Consider the following 15,224-nt stretch of genomic DNA (forward strand, 5'->3'; position numbering starts at 1 on the left):
GTCTTCCCCTCACTCCCCTTCCCACCATCCGATTGCCACCTACCCACCCACAGGAGGATTCTCGTGACCGAGATCCCCGGCGGCCCCATGGCGAACCGCCCGGTGCACTTCATCTGGCTGCTCGACTGCTCGTACTCGATGCTCGGCGAGAAGATCGGACAGCTGAACTACGCGATCCGGGAGGCGATCCCGGAGATGCGCTCGGTGGCGCACGACAACCCCGCCGCCCAGCTGCTCCTGCGCACCATCACCTTCTCCACCACCGCCCGCTGGCACCACAAGGACCCCGTGGCGGTGGACGACTTCACCTGGCAGGACGTGCAGCCCGACGGCACGACCAACCTGGGCGAGGCCCTGCATCTGGTGGCCGGGGAGCTGCGTACCCCGCCGATGCCCGAGCGTGCCCTCAAGCCGGTCATCGCCCTGGTCTCGGACGGCGTGCCGACGGACGACTGGCGCGCCGGGCTCAAGGCGATCGACGCCACCCCGTGGGGCCGCAAGGCGGTGCGGGTCGCCATCGCGATCGGTTCCGACGCCGACCGCAGCGTGCTCCAGGAGTTCCTGGCCAATCCGGAGCTGCGCCCGCTCGACGCGAACAGCCCCAAGCAGCTGGCCGCCGCCATCCGTTGGGCCTCGACCGCCGCGGTCAAGGCGGCCTCGCAGCCGGTGGCCGGTTCGGCCGACCCCGCCGTCAAGCCGGCTCCGTACGCGCCGCCCGTCCTCTCCGACGACGACGACGAAGACGACGTGTGGTGAGCAGGCCAGGGGCCTGGGAGACCTTCCACGAGAGCGTCCGGGGCGTCAACAAGGCACGGAACCAGGACCGGTGCCTGGTCCAGGGCACCGGCACGGCCCGGGATCCGCTGATCCTCACCGTCGCGGACGGCCACGGCTCGGCCTCGTACCCCCGGAGCCACGTCGGAGCGCACTACGCGACGGACCTGTTCGCCAACCGCGCGCGCGAGTTCGCGATGTCCGTGGCCGACCGTGACCGGGCGGGCTGGCGCGGACGGCTGCGCGACTACGCCCGGATCGGGCTGCCGGAGCGGCTGGTCAGGGACTGGCAGAGCGAGGTCCTCCGTCACTGGGAGCGGAATCCCACCCCGGACGAGGACCCGAAGTCCCCCGGGCCGATCCTGCGGCTGTACGGGTCGACGCTGATCGGCGCGGTCCTCACCCCGGACCTCTTCGTCGCCTGGCAGCTGGGCGACGGCGAGCTGACCGTGGTGGACGGCGACGGCGAGGTCCGGCTGCCGCTCGCCCCCGCCCGGGCCGAACTCGGCGACGAGACGGCCTCGTTGTGCATGCGCAACGCGTGGCGGTCGGTCCGGGTGCACTGGGAGCCGCTGCCCGATCCGGTACGGGCTCCCCGGCTGGTGGCGCTGTCCACGGACGGCCTGTCGAAGAGCTTCGTCTCGGACGAGGGCTTCACCGAGTTCGCGGCCGGTCTGCACCGGCGGCTGGCCGAGCGGGGCGTGCCGGGCGTCGCCGAGGACATCCCCCGGTGGCTGGCCGAGGCGTCCCGGCACTCGGGCGACGACACCACCCTGGTGCTGGCCCGCCGGTCCGCCGAAGGCCCGGCCACCGACGAGGGCTCGGACGAGAGCCAGGGCGAGAGCCGGGGCGAGAGCCAGGACGAGAGCCAGGACGAGGCCGCGGAGGGCCCGGGAAGCAGCCCCGTGGACCCGCGGATCCCCTACTGCGAGGAGAGAGAACGACCATGAGCGGCATGCTCGACAGCGGAGACTCACTGATCACGGACGGCGGGCAGACGATCGTCGTCGACCGGCTGCTCGGCTCGGGCGGCCAGGGCGAGGTGTACCGGGTCGGCCTGCCCGACGGCAGCGTCAAGGCCCTCAAGTGGTACTACCCGGACAGCGCGACCCCGCAGCAGCGCCGGGTCGTCGAGGACCTGGTGACCCGTGACTTCGACGACGACAGGTTCCTCTGGCCGACGGCCTTCGTCAGTGCGGGGGCCGACCGCTTCGGCTATCTGATGGACGTGCGGCCGGACCGCTTCCGCGGTCTGCCCGAGCTGTTCCGCCGGACGGTGAGCACCTCCTTCCGGGCCCTGCTGACCGCCTGTCTGTACACGGTCGAGGCGTACCAGGCCCTGCATTCCAAGGGGATCGCCTACCGGGACATCTCCTGGGGCAACATCTTCTTCGACCCGGCCACCGGCGAGATCCTGGTCTGCGACAACGACAACGCGGTGGTCGAGGGGGACCAGAGCGGGATCTCGGGGACCATGGGCTTCATGGCTCCCGAGCTGGTACGCGGGGACCCCGGCGCCCAGCCGGGGACCCAGAGCGACCTGCACTCGCTCTCGGTCCTGCTGTTCATGTTCCTGATGAACCACCACCCGCTCAAGGGCGCCCGCGAGCTGGCGATCCACTGTCTGGACGAGAACGCGGAGCGCAAGCTGTACGGCCGCGAGCCGCTGTTCGTCTTCGACCCGCAGTACACGGACAACCGGCCCGACCCGGTCGAGCACTCCACCGTGCTCGCCCTGTGGCCGCTGGTGCCGCCCTCCGTACAGGCGCTGTTCGTGCAGAACTTCACGGTCGGGCTGCGGGAACCGTCGGCCCGGGTGCGGGAGTCGCAGTGGCGGGACGCGCTGCGGGCCGTCCGTGACGCCGTGGTGGAGTGCGCGAACTGCGGCCGGGAGAACATGACGGAGCCGGGCTCGGCCACTCCCGGCACCTGCTGGAAGGACGGCTGCCGCAGCGCCCTCGTCCTGCCGCCCCGCCTGGTGGTGACCACCCCGCCGCCGAGGGCGGAGCGGCACATCATGCTCGGCAGGTCCGCGCGGATCCACCGGCATCACCTGAGCCCCGAGCCCTCGCGGCACGACTACTCGGAGGAGAGCCTGGTGGCCGAGCTCGTGGAGCATCCGCAGAAGCCGGGGCGCTACGGTCTGGCCAACCGGTCCGCCACGGCCTGGACGGGCACCCGTTCCGACGGCACCACCCAGCAGGTCGTGCCCGGCCAGACGGTGCCGCTGCGGTCCGGGCTCGCCCTCGAACTGGACGGCGGCGCCAAGGCGGAGGTACGCGCCCGCTGACGCCCGCCCTCCGGGGAGCCTGCCAGGGGATCACATGCCGACGATGCCGGCGATCCCCTGGACCAGGGCGAGACCGCCGCTCCCGACGGTCACGTACGGTTCGATGGCGGTGAACGCGGACCGGATGCGGCTCCGGTCGGCGGGGCGCCCCTCGCGCTCGGCGGTCACGAGTTCGCCGTGCACCGCCTCGGCCTGCTCGACGGCGGTTCGGGCCGCCTCCTCGTCGCGGAGCCACTGGACGAGGCGGGCCGCCATCGCCACGGCGCTCGCCGCGTCCGTCCCGTACTGGTGGATCTCCACCCGGCCGTGGTCCCCGATGTTGCTCCCGGACACCTGGCCGTGGAAGTTGTACGTGTTCATGGGTTTCCTCTCGCTCAGGGGGTGGCGGTGCCGTGCTGGGCCGGCGCGCCCTGCTGTCCGCCCGGTCCGTGCTGGTTGACGACGCCGTGGTTGCCGACGTTGCTGCCGTGGATGTCGCCCGAGATGTTGTACGTCTGGGTGCTGATCACCTGCACCGCCTGGTCGTACGAGCTGGTGTCCACCCGGTGGTCCTTGAGGAACCGTTCGGTCGCGGTGAGGACGCCGCTCTGGAGCCGGTGCAGGTAGTCCCGGGAGTCGGCGCGGTCGTTGTGGAGCATCTGGTCCCAGGAGGAGACGCTCTCCCGGATGCTTCCGGTCGCCCCGTGGTCGAAGACGAGCTGCCGCTCGGAGATCTCCCTGCGCCAGTTCCTGAGTTCACGGGCCCTGGCCCGGGCGTGGCTCCGCCGCCCGGAGTTGCGTCCCCAGGCTCCCCGCAGGCCGGGCAACCAGGCGCGCCGGGTGGCGGAGAGCAGCTTCCAGGTCCGCTCGAAGCCGCGGAACGGCAGGGAGCCCACGATGTTGTAGACGGCGTCGTCCACGGGCGGGATGACGAGGACCAGCACCTCCCAGGAGAGGCTGGGGTGGTGCAGCCGGGCCCGCAGCTGCATGGTCACGATGACCCGGCCGCCGTCGCTGACGCGCTCCAGGCTGAGGAAGGTCCGCATCCCGGCCCCGGGGGTGAGCAGTCCGGTCCGTACGAGGTCGGCGTCGATCTGGGCGCGGGGGCGGCCCTGCGGTTCCTCCAGGAGCTCGTCGGCGAGGAGCGGGACGTGGTCGCCGCACACGTAGAGCCGGTTGCGGGCGCGGAGTCCTTCGAGGCCCGCGATCTTCGCCATCTCCTTGGCGACGTAGGTGTGCAGGTCCACGGCGTCGAAGGGGACGATGGTCAGCTTGCGTCCCGGATTGGCGGGGTCCTCGGCGGGCCGCGAGACGTCGATGGGCTGCCAGACGACGTCCTTGATCTTCGTGCCGCTGCCGACGAAGGGGTGAGTGCGGGCGGCGGCGGCCGTGTACGGCACCACGTTGGCCTTGGCGAGTGCCCGGAGCCGGTCCTCGGCCGCCCGCTCGACGGGCTCGGCGAGGGTCTCGGGGCGTTCGGTGCCCCAGTACACCTCCTGAGCCGCGCTCCAGGCCCCCGACAGGGCGGCGTGGACGGCCCACCAGGCTCCGGCGAGGGCGCCGAGCACGATCCCGCCGCCCGCCCAGGGGCCGAGGGCGTTGCCGCTCACGAAGCCCCAGACCAGGACGGCGAGGCCCGCCCAGAGGGCGAGGAAGAGGCGGGAGAGGAAGCGGTCACGCCGCTCATGGCGGCGCACCGCCGCCCGCGCGTGGCGGGCGAGGGCGATCAGGTGGATCCCGAGGGGAAGTCCGAGTGCCGTCATCCGGTCCGCGGTGAGCTCGGTGTCCACCTCGCGGGCGAATCGCTCGTCGAGGTGGACGTGCGCGCACAGCTGCCGGGTCACCGCGTCCTTGCGGTAGGTCGGAAGCGTCGGTAACTGTCTGCGTGCCATGCGGACTCCCCCTGTGTGTCACCGCACACCCTAGGGAAGTCCGCCCACCGTGTCCCCCGGATCGGGGGGAAGGATCAGCTCGGTTCGGTCTCCAGCCGCAGCGAGATCGAGTTGATGCAGTACCGCTGGTCCGTCGGGGTGGGGTAGCCCTCGCCCTCGAAGACATGTCCCAGGTGCGAGCCGCAGCGGGAGCAGCGGACCTCGGTGCGGAGCATGCCGTGGGAGCGGTCCTCGATCAGCTCGACGGCGGAGCTGTCCTTCGGGTCGAAGAAGGACGGCCAGCCGCAGTGCGACTCGAACTTCTCGTTCGAGGTGAACAGCTCCGCGCCACAGGCCCGGCAGGAGTACACGCCCTGGGTGGTGGTGTCCGTGTACTCACCCCGGAAGGCGGGCTCGGTGCCCGCCTGGCGCAGCACCTGGTACTCCGCCGGGGTCAGCTCCGCACGCCATTGCTCGTCCGGCTTCTCGACGTCGTACGCCATGAGCTCGCTCCCTCTGCTGCTTCGACCGGCTCCGCTCTCGGCCGGTACTACTTCGACAGGTGGTCCAGGTGGTCCAGGATCAGCGGGCCGAGGTCCGTGACGTCGCCCGCGCCCATGGTGAGAACGAGATCGCCGGGGCCGGCCATTCCCGCCACGACCAGCGGCACCGTCGTCTTGTCGTGGACGGGCATGACGTCGGCGCCCGCCTGCCGCGCGGCGGCGATGATCAGCTCGCTGGTGATGCCCGGGATCGGGTCCTCGCGGGCCGGGTAGATGTCGAGGACGACGGACGCGTCGGCGAGGGCCAGCGCGTCGCCCATCTCCTTGCCCAGCTCCTGGGTGCGGGAGAAGAGGTGCGGCTGGAAGACGACCAGGAGGCGGGAGGCCCCGGCGGCGCCGCGCATGGCCTCCAGGTCGGCGGTCATCTCGGTGGGGTGGTGCGCGTACGAGTCGATGACCTGGACGCCCTTCGCCTCGCCCTTGAGCTGGAGGCGGCGGCCGACGCCGGTGTACGCGGTGAGCGCCTGGGCGAGCTCGGCCGGGTCGATGCCGACGCGGGCGCCGGCGGCGAGGGCCGCGGCGGCGTTGTGCGCGTAGTGGCGGCCGGGTACGGAGACGGTGAAGGTGTGCTCGACGCCGTCGAGCGCGACCGTCACCTCGCTCTTCATCCCGTTCGGGACGATCTTCAGGATGCGGGCGTCGGAGCCCTCGGACTCACCGACCGTGACGATGTTCAGACCGTCGCGGTCCGCGACCCGGCGGGCCAGCTCGCGCGCGCCCGCGTGCTCGCCGACGACCAGGGTGCCGCCGGGGCGGATCTTGGCCGTGAAGGCCTCGAAGGACTCGTAGATCTCGTCCATGGAGGCGTAGTTCGCGTGGTGGTCCAGCTCGACGTTGAGGACGATCGCGACCTCGGGGTCGTACTTCTGGAAGCTGCGGTCGCTCTCGTCGGCCTCGGCGACGAAGACCTCGCCCTCGCCGTGCAGCGCGTTGGTGCCGGGGCCCGCGAGGTCGCCGCCGATGGCGTACGAGGGGTCGAGACCGAGCTCGGTGAGGGCGACGGCCAGCATGGAGGTGGTCGTCGTCTTGCCGTGCGTACCGGCGACGGCGATCGCGCGCAGGCCGTCCATGAGGGAGGCGAGCGCGTCGGAGCGGTGGACGACGGGGATGCCGAGCTCGGCGGCGCGCGCCAGCTCGGGGTTGTCGGCGCGGATGGCGCTGGAGACGACGACGGCGGAGGCGTCGTCGGCGAGGTGCTCGGTGGCGTGCCCGATGTGGACGGTGGCGCCGAGGGCGCGCAGCGACTGGGCGGTCGCGGACTCCTTGGCGTCACTGCCGGCGACCTTGGCGCCGCGCTGGGCGAGGATCTTCGCGATGCCCGACATTCCGGCACCGCCGATGCCGATGAAGTGCGGCCGTTCCATGGCGGCAGGGATGGCGGGTGCCATGCGGATCTCTCCCCGGGGTGCGTCGTGCGTGGAAGACCCCAGCCTAGTGGCTCCCGCCGGGTGGGCCCGGCGGGAGCCGGGCCGTGTCCGCGCCCCCTGCACGGGGCGCGGACGCGGGCCGGGCCGGTCCGCTCGGCGGCTTCCTCGCTTCTACTCGGTGGCTTCCTCGCTGTGGGCGAAGAGCTTGAGGACGGGGACCCCCACCTTGTGGCGGGCCCGGGAGGCCCAGTCCCGGTGGAAGAACTCCTCCACGTAGTGCGGGGCGGTCAGCACGATCACCTCGTCCGCCTCCGACTCCTCGACCACCGCCTTCATCTTGGTGAGAGGGTGGTCCTCGACGACCTGGCCGACCGCTTCGCAGCCGGCGTCTCTCAACGCCCGGAGCGACTGCTCCAGGGCCAGCTCGGCGGGACGCCTGGCCTCCTTGCCCTCCGGTTCATCGCCCTCGCGGGTCGCTTCCTTCAGTTCGCCCATGGCCACGTCGTCGATGGCACGCAGCAGTACATCGGCCTGGTCACCACGCGGCTGCATCAGAACGATGAAGGACACGCCCTCGTCGCCGTGCAGCGTGGTGACGAATTCCACGTCGACGGATGTCAGGGGCTTCTCGATCATCAGAACGCTTGTGAACACCTCAGGAGCCCTTCTGCGGAATCCATCCTTCCCCGTGCTCGCACGGGGTCTGCGACAGTAAGTGTGCCCAGCGGACGGTAAGCGGAACGACAAATTCCGCCGATTGTCAGATCCGACGGTAGCGGCTGAAGAGGAAGCCGTCCTGCTCCAGCAGCGAAGCCATGGCGAAGCGTGTCGGGACGGCCACCGAAGGGCCCCCGGCGATCCGCTGGGCGTCACCCGCCGTCATCGTCGGCGAGACGGTCAGACACAGCTCGTCGAGGACTCCCGCCGCCACGAACTGGCCGAGCAGCCGGGGCCCGCCCTCGGTCAGCTGCCGCCGGAGCCCGCGCTCCGCGAGCACCGCCTTCGCCCGGGCCGGCTCGACCCCGGCCCCGTCGCCCGCCACCAGCACCTCGGCGCCCGCCGCCCGCGCGGCCCGCACCCGCTCGGCGGGCGCGGCGGCGCCCGTGAGGATCAGGGTCGGCACCAGCGGCTCGGTGAAGAGCGGCAGCGAGAAGTCCAGGTTCAGGGAGGCGCTGACCACGGCGATCACCGGGGCCGGTCCCTGTCCGGCGGCGGCGCGGCGGGCCGCGAAGGCCTCGCGCGCGCGTGCGGGGCGGTAACCCTCCAGGCGCACCGTTTCCGCACCGGCGACGACCACGTCGGCGAGGCCCCGCAGGGTGCCGAAGATCCGCATGTCGGCCTCGGAGGAGAGCGGCTGGGAGCGCCCGTCGTGCTGCCCCGCCCCGTCGAGCGAGGAGACCATGTTGGCCCGCAGCCAGGCGCCCTCGCCCTCGGGCAGCTCCGGGTACGCGTAGGCGTCGGCGAGCGCGTCGAGGGACCAGTCCCCGCCGCCCCCCGCCTCGGTCGTGTGGGCTGTCATGTCCGTCACAGGGAACAGGCGTCGCATCCTTCGAGTCTGACATGGCGCTTACAGTGGGGAACTGTGTCGACCCGTGCCCTCTCCGCAGCCGCATCCACCTCAGCGGCCCCGCTCTCGCTCTGCTCGCGAGAGCCCCACGTCCCCGCCGACCGGCTCGTCGCGGAGATGGTGCCGCCGCCGCGCTTCGACTCCGTACGGTTCGACACGTACCTCCCGGACCCGAACCAGCCCAGCCAGACGGACGCCGTCAAGGCGCTGAGCTCCTTCGCCGAGGGCCTGGGCGGAGCGCACGCCTCCGGTGCCGGGAAGCGCCGCTGGTTCGCCCGGAAGCCGGCCGCCCCGACCGGGCCGCGCGGGGTCTACCTGGACGGCGGGTACGGCGTCGGCAAGACCCATCTGCTCGCCTCGCTCTGGCACGCGACTCCCGCCGAGCCCGCCCTGAAGGCGTTCGGCACCTTCGTCGAGCTGACCAATCTGGTCGGCGCGCTGGGCTTCCAGCAGACCGTGAAGACCCTCAGCGAGCACCGCCTCCTCTGCATCGACGAGTTCGAGCTCGACGACCCGGGCGACACCGTCCTTGTCTCCAGCCTGCTCGGCAAGCTGGTCGAATCGGGCGTGGCGCTCGCCGCCACCTCCAACACGCTCCCCGGCAAGCTCGGCGAGGGCCGCTTCGCCGCCGCCGACTTCCTGCGCGAGATCCAGGGCCTCTCGGCCCACTTCCGGCCGCTGCGCATCGACGGCGAGGACTACCGCCACCGCGGTCTGCCCGAGGCTCCGTCCCCCTACTCCGACCAGGTCGTCACGGAGACCGCGTACGCGACGCCGGGTGCCTCCCTCGACGACTTCCCGCATCTGCTCGAACACCTGGCCAGGGTTCACCCGAGCCGGTACGGCGCGCTCACCGACGACCTCACCGCTGTCTGCCTCACCGACGTCCAGCCCGTCCCGGACCAGTCGACGGCCCTCCGCCTCGTCGTCCTGGCCGACCGGCTGTACGACCGCGAGATACCCGTCCTCGCCTCCGGACTGCCCTTCGACCGACTGTTCAGCGACGAGATGCTGAACGGCGGATACCGCAAGAAGTACTTCCGGGCGATCTCCCGGCTCACCGCGCTCGCCCGCGACGCCAAGGGGCTGGTGGCGCAGTAGGTTGGAGGCCATACCCGATCGAAAGGGATCACCATGGCCGCAACGCGCAGCGCTCACGCCGTCTGGGAGGGCGACCTCCTCAAGGGCTCCGGTGTCGTCACGCTCGACTCCTCCGGTCTCGGCAAGTTCGACGTCTCCTGGCCTGCCCGCACCGAGCAGCCGAACGGGAAGACCAGCCCGGAAGAGCTGATCGCCGCCGCGCACTCCTCGTGCTTCAACATGGCGTTCTCCAACGTCCTGGCCAAGGCCGGCAACGCGCCGGAGCGCCTGGAGACCAAGGCCGACGTGACCTTCGTGCCCGGCACGGGCATCACGACCAGCCACCTCACCGTGCGCGGCACCGTACCTGGCCTGGACGCGGACAAGTTCCAGGAGCTGGCCGAGGACGCCAAGCAGAACTGCCCGGTGAGCCAGGCCCTCACCGGTGTGACGATCACGCTCACCGCCGAACTGGCCTGACCCCCGGTCAGAACACGCGCCACATGAGGCAGTTGTGACCCGCATGGTTCACGTGTCACCACAGTGCGTGATACACACATGCGGGTCACACGTCATTTCACACACCTGTCCGCCAACAGGAAAGTGGGTTGCCTCATGTCCGCAACACGACGTCAGATCCTGTCCCGCACCGGCGCCACCGCCGCCGGGATCGCCTTCACCGGCACCCTCTCCGAACTCTTCGCCGGCAGCGCGAGCGCCGCGGCCGGCGGCCACACGGGACGGGCCGGCTACGGCCCCCTCGTCCCCGACCCCGACGGTCTGCTCGACCTTCCGGCCGGCTTCCGCTACCGGGTCCTCTCCCGGCAGGGCGATCCGCTCCGCTCCGGCGAGGGCCCCGTCCCCAGCAACCCCGACGGCATGGGCGCCTTCGCCGGCCGTCGCGGCCGCGTGCACCTCGTCCGCAACCACGAGAACCGGGTCACCGGGAAGGTCGGCGTCCCGACCGTCCCCGGCCTGACGTACGACCCGGCCGCCAAGGGCGGCTGTACGGCCCTGGAGCTCGACGGCCGGAACGACGTCCTCGGCGAGCGGGTCGCCATCGCCGGTACGGCCGTCAACTGCGCCGGCGGGCCCACCCCCTGGCGTACCTGGCTGACCTGCGAGGAGACCGAGGACAAGGCCGGGACGAACGGCTACACCAAGGACCACGGCTTCATCTTCGAGGTCGACGGAGCCGACCCGCACCGCACCGGAGCCGTCCCGCTCACCGCGATGGGCCGCTTCCAGCACGAGGCGATCGCGGTCGACCCGGCGAGCGGCATCGTCTACGAGACGGAGGACGCCTTCGAGCGCCCCTTCGGCCTCTTCTACCGCTTCCTCCCCCACCGGCCGCTCGGCGGCACCGGCTCGCTGCGCGCGGGCGGCGCCCTGGAGGCCATGCGGGTCCCGGGCGTCGCCGACCTCTCGGTGATCCAGGAGGCGGGCACCCGTTTCGAGGGGATCGAGTGGGTCCCCGTACCCGACCCGCAGGCGGCACAGACCCCGATCAGACACCAGGACTTCGGCCCCCGGGGCATCACCCACGCGCAGAAGCTGGAGGGCTGCTACTGGGGCGGCCGCGCCGTGTACTTCGTGTCCTCCTTCGCGCGCGTGAAGGACGGTTCCGGCGCGACGCACTTCGGCCAGGTCTGGAAGTACGAGCCGCACCGGCGCCGGCTCACCCTGGTCGTCGTCTTCGGCCCGGACACCGACATCCGGCTGCCCGGCGAATCGCCGGACAACATCTGTCTGGCACCGAGCGGAGGCCTGATGGTCAGCGAGGACGGCGACGGGGCGCAGCACGTCTACGGGGTGAGCGAGAAGGGCGAGGTGTACGCCGTCGCCCGGGGCGGGCAGAACATCGGCACGCCCGAAGCCCCGGAGTGGGGCGAGTTCGCGGGCGTCACCTTCTCCCCCGACCGGGGAACGATGTACGTCAACTGCTACACGCCGGGGACGACGTTCGCGGTGACCGGCCCGTGGTGCTGAGCTGAGGGCGGTGCCCGGCCGCGCGCGCTCGCGGGCGGCCGGGTTCCGTCGCAGGATCGGGGGAGGACGAGCGCACCAGCGGCGGGTGGAAGGGGCACGAGGTGGCGAAGAAGGACGGCAGCAGGCAGCGGAAGCGGCAGGACGCGTCCTTGCGTGAGCTGCTCCGCGTCCCCGGGGGCGAGCGCGTCGACCTCGCCGCGTACGACGCCGCCGCGACCCCGGGCGGCCCCGCCGACAAGGCGGCCGGTCTGGCCGCCACGGCCGCCCTCGCACCGCGCCTCGCGGGCCTCCAGGAACGCCTCTACGCGGCGAGCACGGCCGGTGACCGCCGGCGCGTGCTCCTGGTCCTCCAGGGGATGGACACCAGCGGCAAGGGCGGCACGGTCAAGCACGTCATCGGCCTCTTCAACCCGTCCGGCTGCCGTATCCACGCCTTCAAGGCCCCGACGCCGGAGGAGCGGAGCCACCCCTTCCTCTGGCGGATCATGAAGGCGCTCCCCGGTCCGGGCGAGATCGGGATCTTCGACCGCTCGCACTACGAGGACGTGCTCATCGCCCGCGTACGGGAGCTGGTCCCGCGCTCCCGGCTCGACCGCCGCTACGACGAGATCAACCGCTTCGAGGCGTCCCTGGCCGACGACGGCGTGACCGTCGTCAAGGTCTTCCTGCACATCTCGTACGAGGAACAGCGCGGCCGCCTCCTCGAACGCCTGGACAACCCGGAGAAGCACTGGAAGTTCAACGCGGGCGACATCGAGGAGCGCCGCATGTGGCCGGCGTACCAGAAGGCCTACGCGATCGCCCTGGAGCGCTGCACGACGGACGAGGCCCCCTGGTACCTGGTCCCGGCGGACCGCAAGTGGTACCGGAACTGGGCGATCAGCAGGCTGCTGCTCGAACACCTGGAGGCGCTGGACCCGACGTACCCGCCGGGGGACTTCGACGTGGAAGAGAGCCGGCGGCTGCTACTGGCCACGTGAGCGGCGCCAGCGGGTGACCTCCTGGAGCAGGTACGTGTGCGCGCCGAGGTCGAGGAGCCCGAGGCGTCCCCGGTCGTCCAGGGCGGTGAGGAATCGGTGGCCCAAGGGGCTCTGGCCCACGTGGGCCAGATGGACGGCGAATTCCGTCAGGGTCATTCCGTCTTGCGACGACACGGCCAGGTCGAACAGGGCGGCGGCCGGGGCGTCGCCCATCTCTTCCAGGTCCCGCACGATGGCTCCCCAGGGGCGGAACGACAGCGCGCCCTCGAGAAGGTCCGCAGCCAGGTCGGGCCTCCCGGCCTTCACCAGCTCCACCGAAGCCCGCAGTCCGTACCGGTCGGCGCGACGCTTCATGCCCAGCGCCAGCTTCAGTCCCGGTAGCTCCGCCAAGGAGCTGCCGTCGGACAGGACCGCCAGGACGAGGGCGACCGCGTCCCAGTCGCTCCGCGCGCGGCCGACCGCCTCGGCCATCACCCTGTCGCCTCCGTCCTCGCCCATCGCCTGATGGACTTCCGGCGCGTTCCCCGGGGTGACCCGACCCGCCACGGCGATCGTCCACGTGTCACGGAACCAGGCGCTCTCCAGTCGCGCCACCTCCGGGGCGAGCGCCAGCACGTCCTCCAACGGCCTCAGCCGTGCGACGTCCACCGCGAACGTTTCCGCGTCGTCCCCCAGCCAGTGCATCAGCTCCATGACCTCCTCCAAGGAGCGTGACCAGGCCGCCTCGCTCAGCTCCCGGGAAGCCTCCGGGAACCTCGCCTCCTTCCGCAGCACCATCAGCCGGCTCTTGAAGGCCTCCAACGGGAGGTCACCGGTTCCGGTCCGCGACAGCTCCTCCTCCAGGCGCAATACCGTCTCCCGCAGTTCCAAGCCGTGGCGTTCCGCCTCCTCGCGGAGGTGTTCCGCGTCCCGGAGGTCCTGGCGGAGCTGGTCGACCTGGCGGAGGAGCGCCTCCTGGGCGCGGGCGAGGGCGGCCCGTTCCGTACCCCAGTCCAGGCGGAGGCGCGTGAGGTCCTCCGCGACGTCCCGGGCCTCCGCCTCCTTCCTGTCGAGGAGGGCGTGCAGCGCCTCGATGTTGCGGTGGGCACGGTCAGCGTCCCGCCGCGAGCGCGCCAACTCGTCCCGCAGGCTCTCCAGCCGGAACTCGTCCGGGTTGCAGACCCGCAGCGCCTCCAGCCTCTGACCGCGAAGAGCCTCCTTGGCCTCCGGCTGGAGCGGAGCTCCGATGTGCTCCTCGACCTCCTGGACCAGGCGGTCGAGGAAGTCCTGTGGCGCGATGCGGCGGCCGGAGAGATAGCGGGAGACCACCGACTTGTCCAGGTGGACGCGGTGGGCGTACTGAGCCTGAGGGATGTCCAGCCGCTTGAACAGGCCTGTCAACACGTTGCCCAGCGCGGCAACTTCGGCGACCCCGCCGCGCTCCATCTCCGACGAACTGCCCTGCGTACGGGCGACTTCGGTCATCGCACACCTCCCCCTGGGCGTTGCCCCGACACCGGCAACGGTTGCCGCTGTCGCAACGTACCGGACGGGTCCGACGGTGGGGGCTCGCTCATCCAGAACCCGACAGACCCCAAGGAACCCGATGCGTACTCTCCGCTGGGCCCAGCGCGCCCTCATCGTTCTCGTGGCGATCCTGCCCCTGCTCCTCGTGACGCTCGCCTTCGTACCCGCCCTGCTCGTCCTTCCCTTCCGGCGGGAGCGGGCCGCGCACGCCGACGCGATGGTGCGTCAGCTCAGCGCGTGGACTCGGGTGCTGCTGCTGTCGAGTCGCGAGCGTTAGAGACTCTGATCGGTTAACTTCCGATCGTGAACACTTCTGTACGAAACCTGGCGGCGCTCGGTCTTCTGGGCGCCGCCCTCGTCGGCTGTGGACGGGGCACCGCCGAAACGCCCCCGGCCCCGCCGGCGAAGGAACCGGCCGCCACCGGCAGCCCGTCACCCCGGGCGAGCGCCGCGGCGGCCGGGCCCAAGCCCGCGCGCGTCCCGGCCGCTCCGCCCACCATGGCTCCGGGGCCGGGCGGACTCACCCCCGTGTACACACGCCGGGCGAAAGCGGGGGAGGCCGCGGGGCCGGGCACGTCGAAGGCCGCGGAAAAGGTCGTCGCCCTCACCTTCGACGCCGACATGACGGCCGATCAGGGGCCTCGGGCCGCCCAGGGCGAGCGTTTCGACAATCCGCAGCTCATCGCGACCCTGCGCCGGCTCAAGGTGGACGCGACCGTGTTCATGACGGGCCGCTGGGCGGAGGAGTACCCGGACCAGGCGAAGTCCATCGGCGTCGACCCGCGCTTCGAGATCGCGAACCACTCCTACAGCCACTACGCCTTCGCGTCCCCCTGCTACGGCCTCCCGACCGTCGCCAAGCCCGACATGGCGGACGACGTGCAGCGGGCCTTCGACGCGTTCCGCGACGCCGGGGCGGTGAACGTCGTCCCGTACTTCCGCTTCCCCGGCGGCTGCTACGACGACGCGGCCCTCCGCGCGCTCGCCCCGACCGGTGTCACGGCGGTCCAGTGGGACGTGGTCAGCGGCGACGCCTTCGCGAAGGACGCGGACGCGGTGGCCGAGCAGGTCCTCGACGGCGTGCGGCCGGGCTCGCTGGTCGTCATGCACTGCACGCGCAGCGCGGCCCCGGTCACGGAGCAGGCCATCCGCCGCATCGTCCCGGAACTCCGAGCCCGCGGCTACCGCTTCGTGAAGGTCTCGGAACTGATGCGCGGGTGACCTCCGGCTGTTGCCGGACAGGCCCTAGCCGGAGCAG

16 protein-coding genes are annotated in these 15,224 nt (G+C 71.7%); 9 read left to right on the forward strand and 7 right to left on the reverse strand.

Features of this window, described 5'->3' with window-relative positions; all coding sequences use genetic code 11:
* Positions 1-87: 87 nt before the first annotated feature.
* From N5875_RS08540 to N5875_RS08550, 3 genes are read left to right on the forward strand one after another with little or no spacing between them, the layout of a single operon-like run.
* Positions 88-756 (forward strand): tellurium resistance protein, encoded by a 669-nt coding sequence (locus tag N5875_RS08540; RefSeq protein ID WP_318212181.1) that lies wholly within the window; start codon positions 88-90, stop codon positions 754-756.
* Positions 753-1,724 carry a PP2C family serine/threonine-protein phosphatase gene (locus tag N5875_RS08545; RefSeq protein ID WP_338492679.1) on the forward strand — a complete coding sequence of 324 codons (972 nt, stop codon included), beginning with the start codon at positions 753-755 and terminating at the stop codon, positions 1,722-1,724. Before N5875_RS08540 ends, N5875_RS08545 begins: the two co-directional genes overlap by 4 nt.
* Positions 1,721-3,064: a protein kinase gene (locus N5875_RS08550; protein ID WP_338492682.1), complete on the forward strand. Its 1,344-nt coding sequence runs from the start codon at positions 1,721-1,723 to the stop codon at positions 3,062-3,064. Before N5875_RS08545 ends, N5875_RS08550 begins: the two co-directional genes overlap by 4 nt.
* A 30-nt stretch (positions 3,065-3,094) precedes the next feature.
* Here N5875_RS08550 and N5875_RS08555 read toward each other — a convergent pair whose 3' ends face one another.
* The 6 genes from N5875_RS08555 to N5875_RS08580 form a co-directional block, all read right to left on the reverse strand.
* On the reverse strand, positions 3,095-3,424 hold the full coding sequence (locus N5875_RS08555; RefSeq protein ID WP_318212067.1) for a hypothetical protein: 330 nt from the start codon (positions 3,422-3,424) through the stop codon (positions 3,095-3,097).
* 14 nt (positions 3,425-3,438) lie between these two features.
* Positions 3,439-4,935, reverse strand: a complete 1,497-nt coding sequence (locus N5875_RS08560) for a hypothetical protein (protein ID WP_338492685.1) — start codon at positions 4,933-4,935, stop codon at positions 3,439-3,441.
* A 74-nt stretch (positions 4,936-5,009) separates the two neighbouring features.
* A complete protein-coding gene (msrB, locus tag N5875_RS08565) occupies positions 5,010-5,417 on the reverse strand; it encodes a peptide-methionine (R)-S-oxide reductase MsrB (RefSeq protein ID WP_318212069.1) in 408 nt (135 codons plus the stop codon).
* 47 nt (positions 5,418-5,464) lie between these two features.
* The gene (murC, locus tag N5875_RS08570) at positions 5,465-6,865 is read right to left on the reverse strand and encodes a UDP-N-acetylmuramate--L-alanine ligase (protein ID WP_338492688.1); all 1,401 of its coding nucleotides are present in this window, start codon (positions 6,863-6,865) and stop codon (positions 5,465-5,467) included.
* Positions 6,866-7,015: 150 nt separating this feature from the next.
* Entirely contained in the window at positions 7,016-7,498 is a 483-nt protein-coding gene (locus N5875_RS08575; protein ID WP_318212071.1) for an indole-3-glycerol phosphate synthase, read from the reverse strand.
* A 106-nt stretch (positions 7,499-7,604) separates the two neighbouring features.
* Positions 7,605-8,390, reverse strand: coding sequence for a pyrimidine reductase family protein (locus tag N5875_RS08580; protein ID WP_318212072.1), 786 nt, complete (start codon positions 8,388-8,390; stop codon positions 7,605-7,607).
* 36 nt (positions 8,391-8,426) lie between these two features.
* Between N5875_RS08580 and zapE the strand changes: the two genes are divergently transcribed.
* The 4 genes from zapE (at position 8,427) to N5875_RS08600 (ending at position 12,460) form a co-directional block, all read left to right on the forward strand.
* A complete protein-coding gene (zapE, locus tag N5875_RS08585; RefSeq protein ID WP_318212073.1) occupies positions 8,427-9,512 on the forward strand; it encodes a cell division protein ZapE in 1,086 nt (361 codons plus the stop codon).
* A 33-nt stretch (positions 9,513-9,545) separates the two neighbouring features.
* Entirely contained in the window at positions 9,546-9,971 is a 426-nt protein-coding gene (locus N5875_RS08590; RefSeq protein ID WP_318212074.1) for an OsmC family protein, read from the forward strand.
* A 135-nt stretch (positions 9,972-10,106) separates the two neighbouring features.
* Positions 10,107-11,480 (forward strand): alkaline phosphatase PhoX, encoded by a 1,374-nt coding sequence (locus N5875_RS08595; protein ID WP_338492693.1) that lies wholly within the window; start codon positions 10,107-10,109, stop codon positions 11,478-11,480.
* 101 nt (positions 11,481-11,581) lie between these two features.
* Positions 11,582-12,460, forward strand: a complete 879-nt coding sequence (locus N5875_RS08600) for a PPK2 family polyphosphate kinase (RefSeq protein WP_318212076.1) — start codon at positions 11,582-11,584, stop codon at positions 12,458-12,460.
* On the opposite strand, the gene N5875_RS08605 is transcribed toward N5875_RS08600, so the two are convergent.
* Complete coding sequence (locus tag N5875_RS08605) at positions 12,446-13,924, reverse strand: hypothetical protein (protein ID WP_338492697.1); 1,479 nt, start codon at positions 13,922-13,924, stop codon at positions 12,446-12,448. The genes N5875_RS08600 and N5875_RS08605 overlap by 15 nt on opposite strands.
* A gap of 121 nt (positions 13,925-14,045) precedes the next feature.
* On the opposite strand from N5875_RS08605, the gene N5875_RS08610 reads away from it, so the two are divergent.
* Complete coding sequence (locus N5875_RS08610) at positions 14,046-14,243, forward strand: hypothetical protein (protein WP_318212078.1); 198 nt, start codon at positions 14,046-14,048, stop codon at positions 14,241-14,243.
* A 26-nt stretch (positions 14,244-14,269) separates the two neighbouring features.
* Positions 14,270-15,187 carry a polysaccharide deacetylase family protein gene (locus N5875_RS08615; RefSeq protein WP_338492699.1) on the forward strand — a complete coding sequence of 306 codons (918 nt, stop codon included), beginning with the start codon at positions 14,270-14,272 and terminating at the stop codon, positions 15,185-15,187.
* Positions 15,188-15,224: the final 37 nt, after the last annotated feature.

It is taken from the genome of Streptomyces sp. SJL17-4, assembly GCF_036826855.1.
Taxonomy (GTDB): Bacteria; Actinomycetota; Actinomycetes; order Streptomycetales; family Streptomycetaceae; genus Streptomyces.

What these genes read in the sequence shown, in the direction of transcription:
- N5875_RS08540 (WP_318212181.1), top strand. Translation starts at nt 88, where the DNA reads ATGGCGAACCGCCCGGTGCACTTCATCTGGCTGCTCGACTGCTCGTAC.
- N5875_RS08550 (WP_338492682.1), top strand. Translation starts at nt 1,721, where the DNA reads ATGAGCGGCATGCTCGACAGCGGAGACTCACTGATCACGGACGGCGGG.
- N5875_RS08555 (WP_318212067.1), bottom strand. Translation starts at nt 3,424, where the DNA reads ATGAACACGTACAACTTCCACGGCCAGGTGTCCGGGAGCAACATCGGG.
- N5875_RS08560 (WP_338492685.1), bottom strand. Translation starts at nt 4,935, where the DNA reads ATGGCACGCAGACAGTTACCGACGCTTCCGACCTACCGCAAGGACGCG.
- msrB (WP_318212069.1), bottom strand. Translation starts at nt 5,417, where the DNA reads ATGGCGTACGACGTCGAGAAGCCGGACGAGCAATGGCGTGCGGAGCTG.
- murC (WP_338492688.1), bottom strand. Translation starts at nt 6,865, where the DNA reads ATGGCACCCGCCATCCCTGCCGCCATGGAACGGCCGCACTTCATCGGC.
- N5875_RS08580 (WP_318212072.1), bottom strand. Translation starts at nt 8,390, where the DNA reads ATGCGACGCCTGTTCCCTGTGACGGACATGACAGCCCACACGACCGAG.
- N5875_RS08590 (WP_318212074.1), top strand. Translation starts at nt 9,546, where the DNA reads ATGGCCGCAACGCGCAGCGCTCACGCCGTCTGGGAGGGCGACCTCCTC.
- N5875_RS08595 (WP_338492693.1), top strand. Translation starts at nt 10,107, where the DNA reads ATGTCCGCAACACGACGTCAGATCCTGTCCCGCACCGGCGCCACCGCC.
- N5875_RS08605 (WP_338492697.1), bottom strand. Translation starts at nt 13,924, where the DNA reads ATGACCGAAGTCGCCCGTACGCAGGGCAGTTCGTCGGAGATGGAGCGC.
- N5875_RS08610 (WP_318212078.1), top strand. Translation starts at nt 14,046, where the DNA reads ATGCGTACTCTCCGCTGGGCCCAGCGCGCCCTCATCGTTCTCGTGGCG.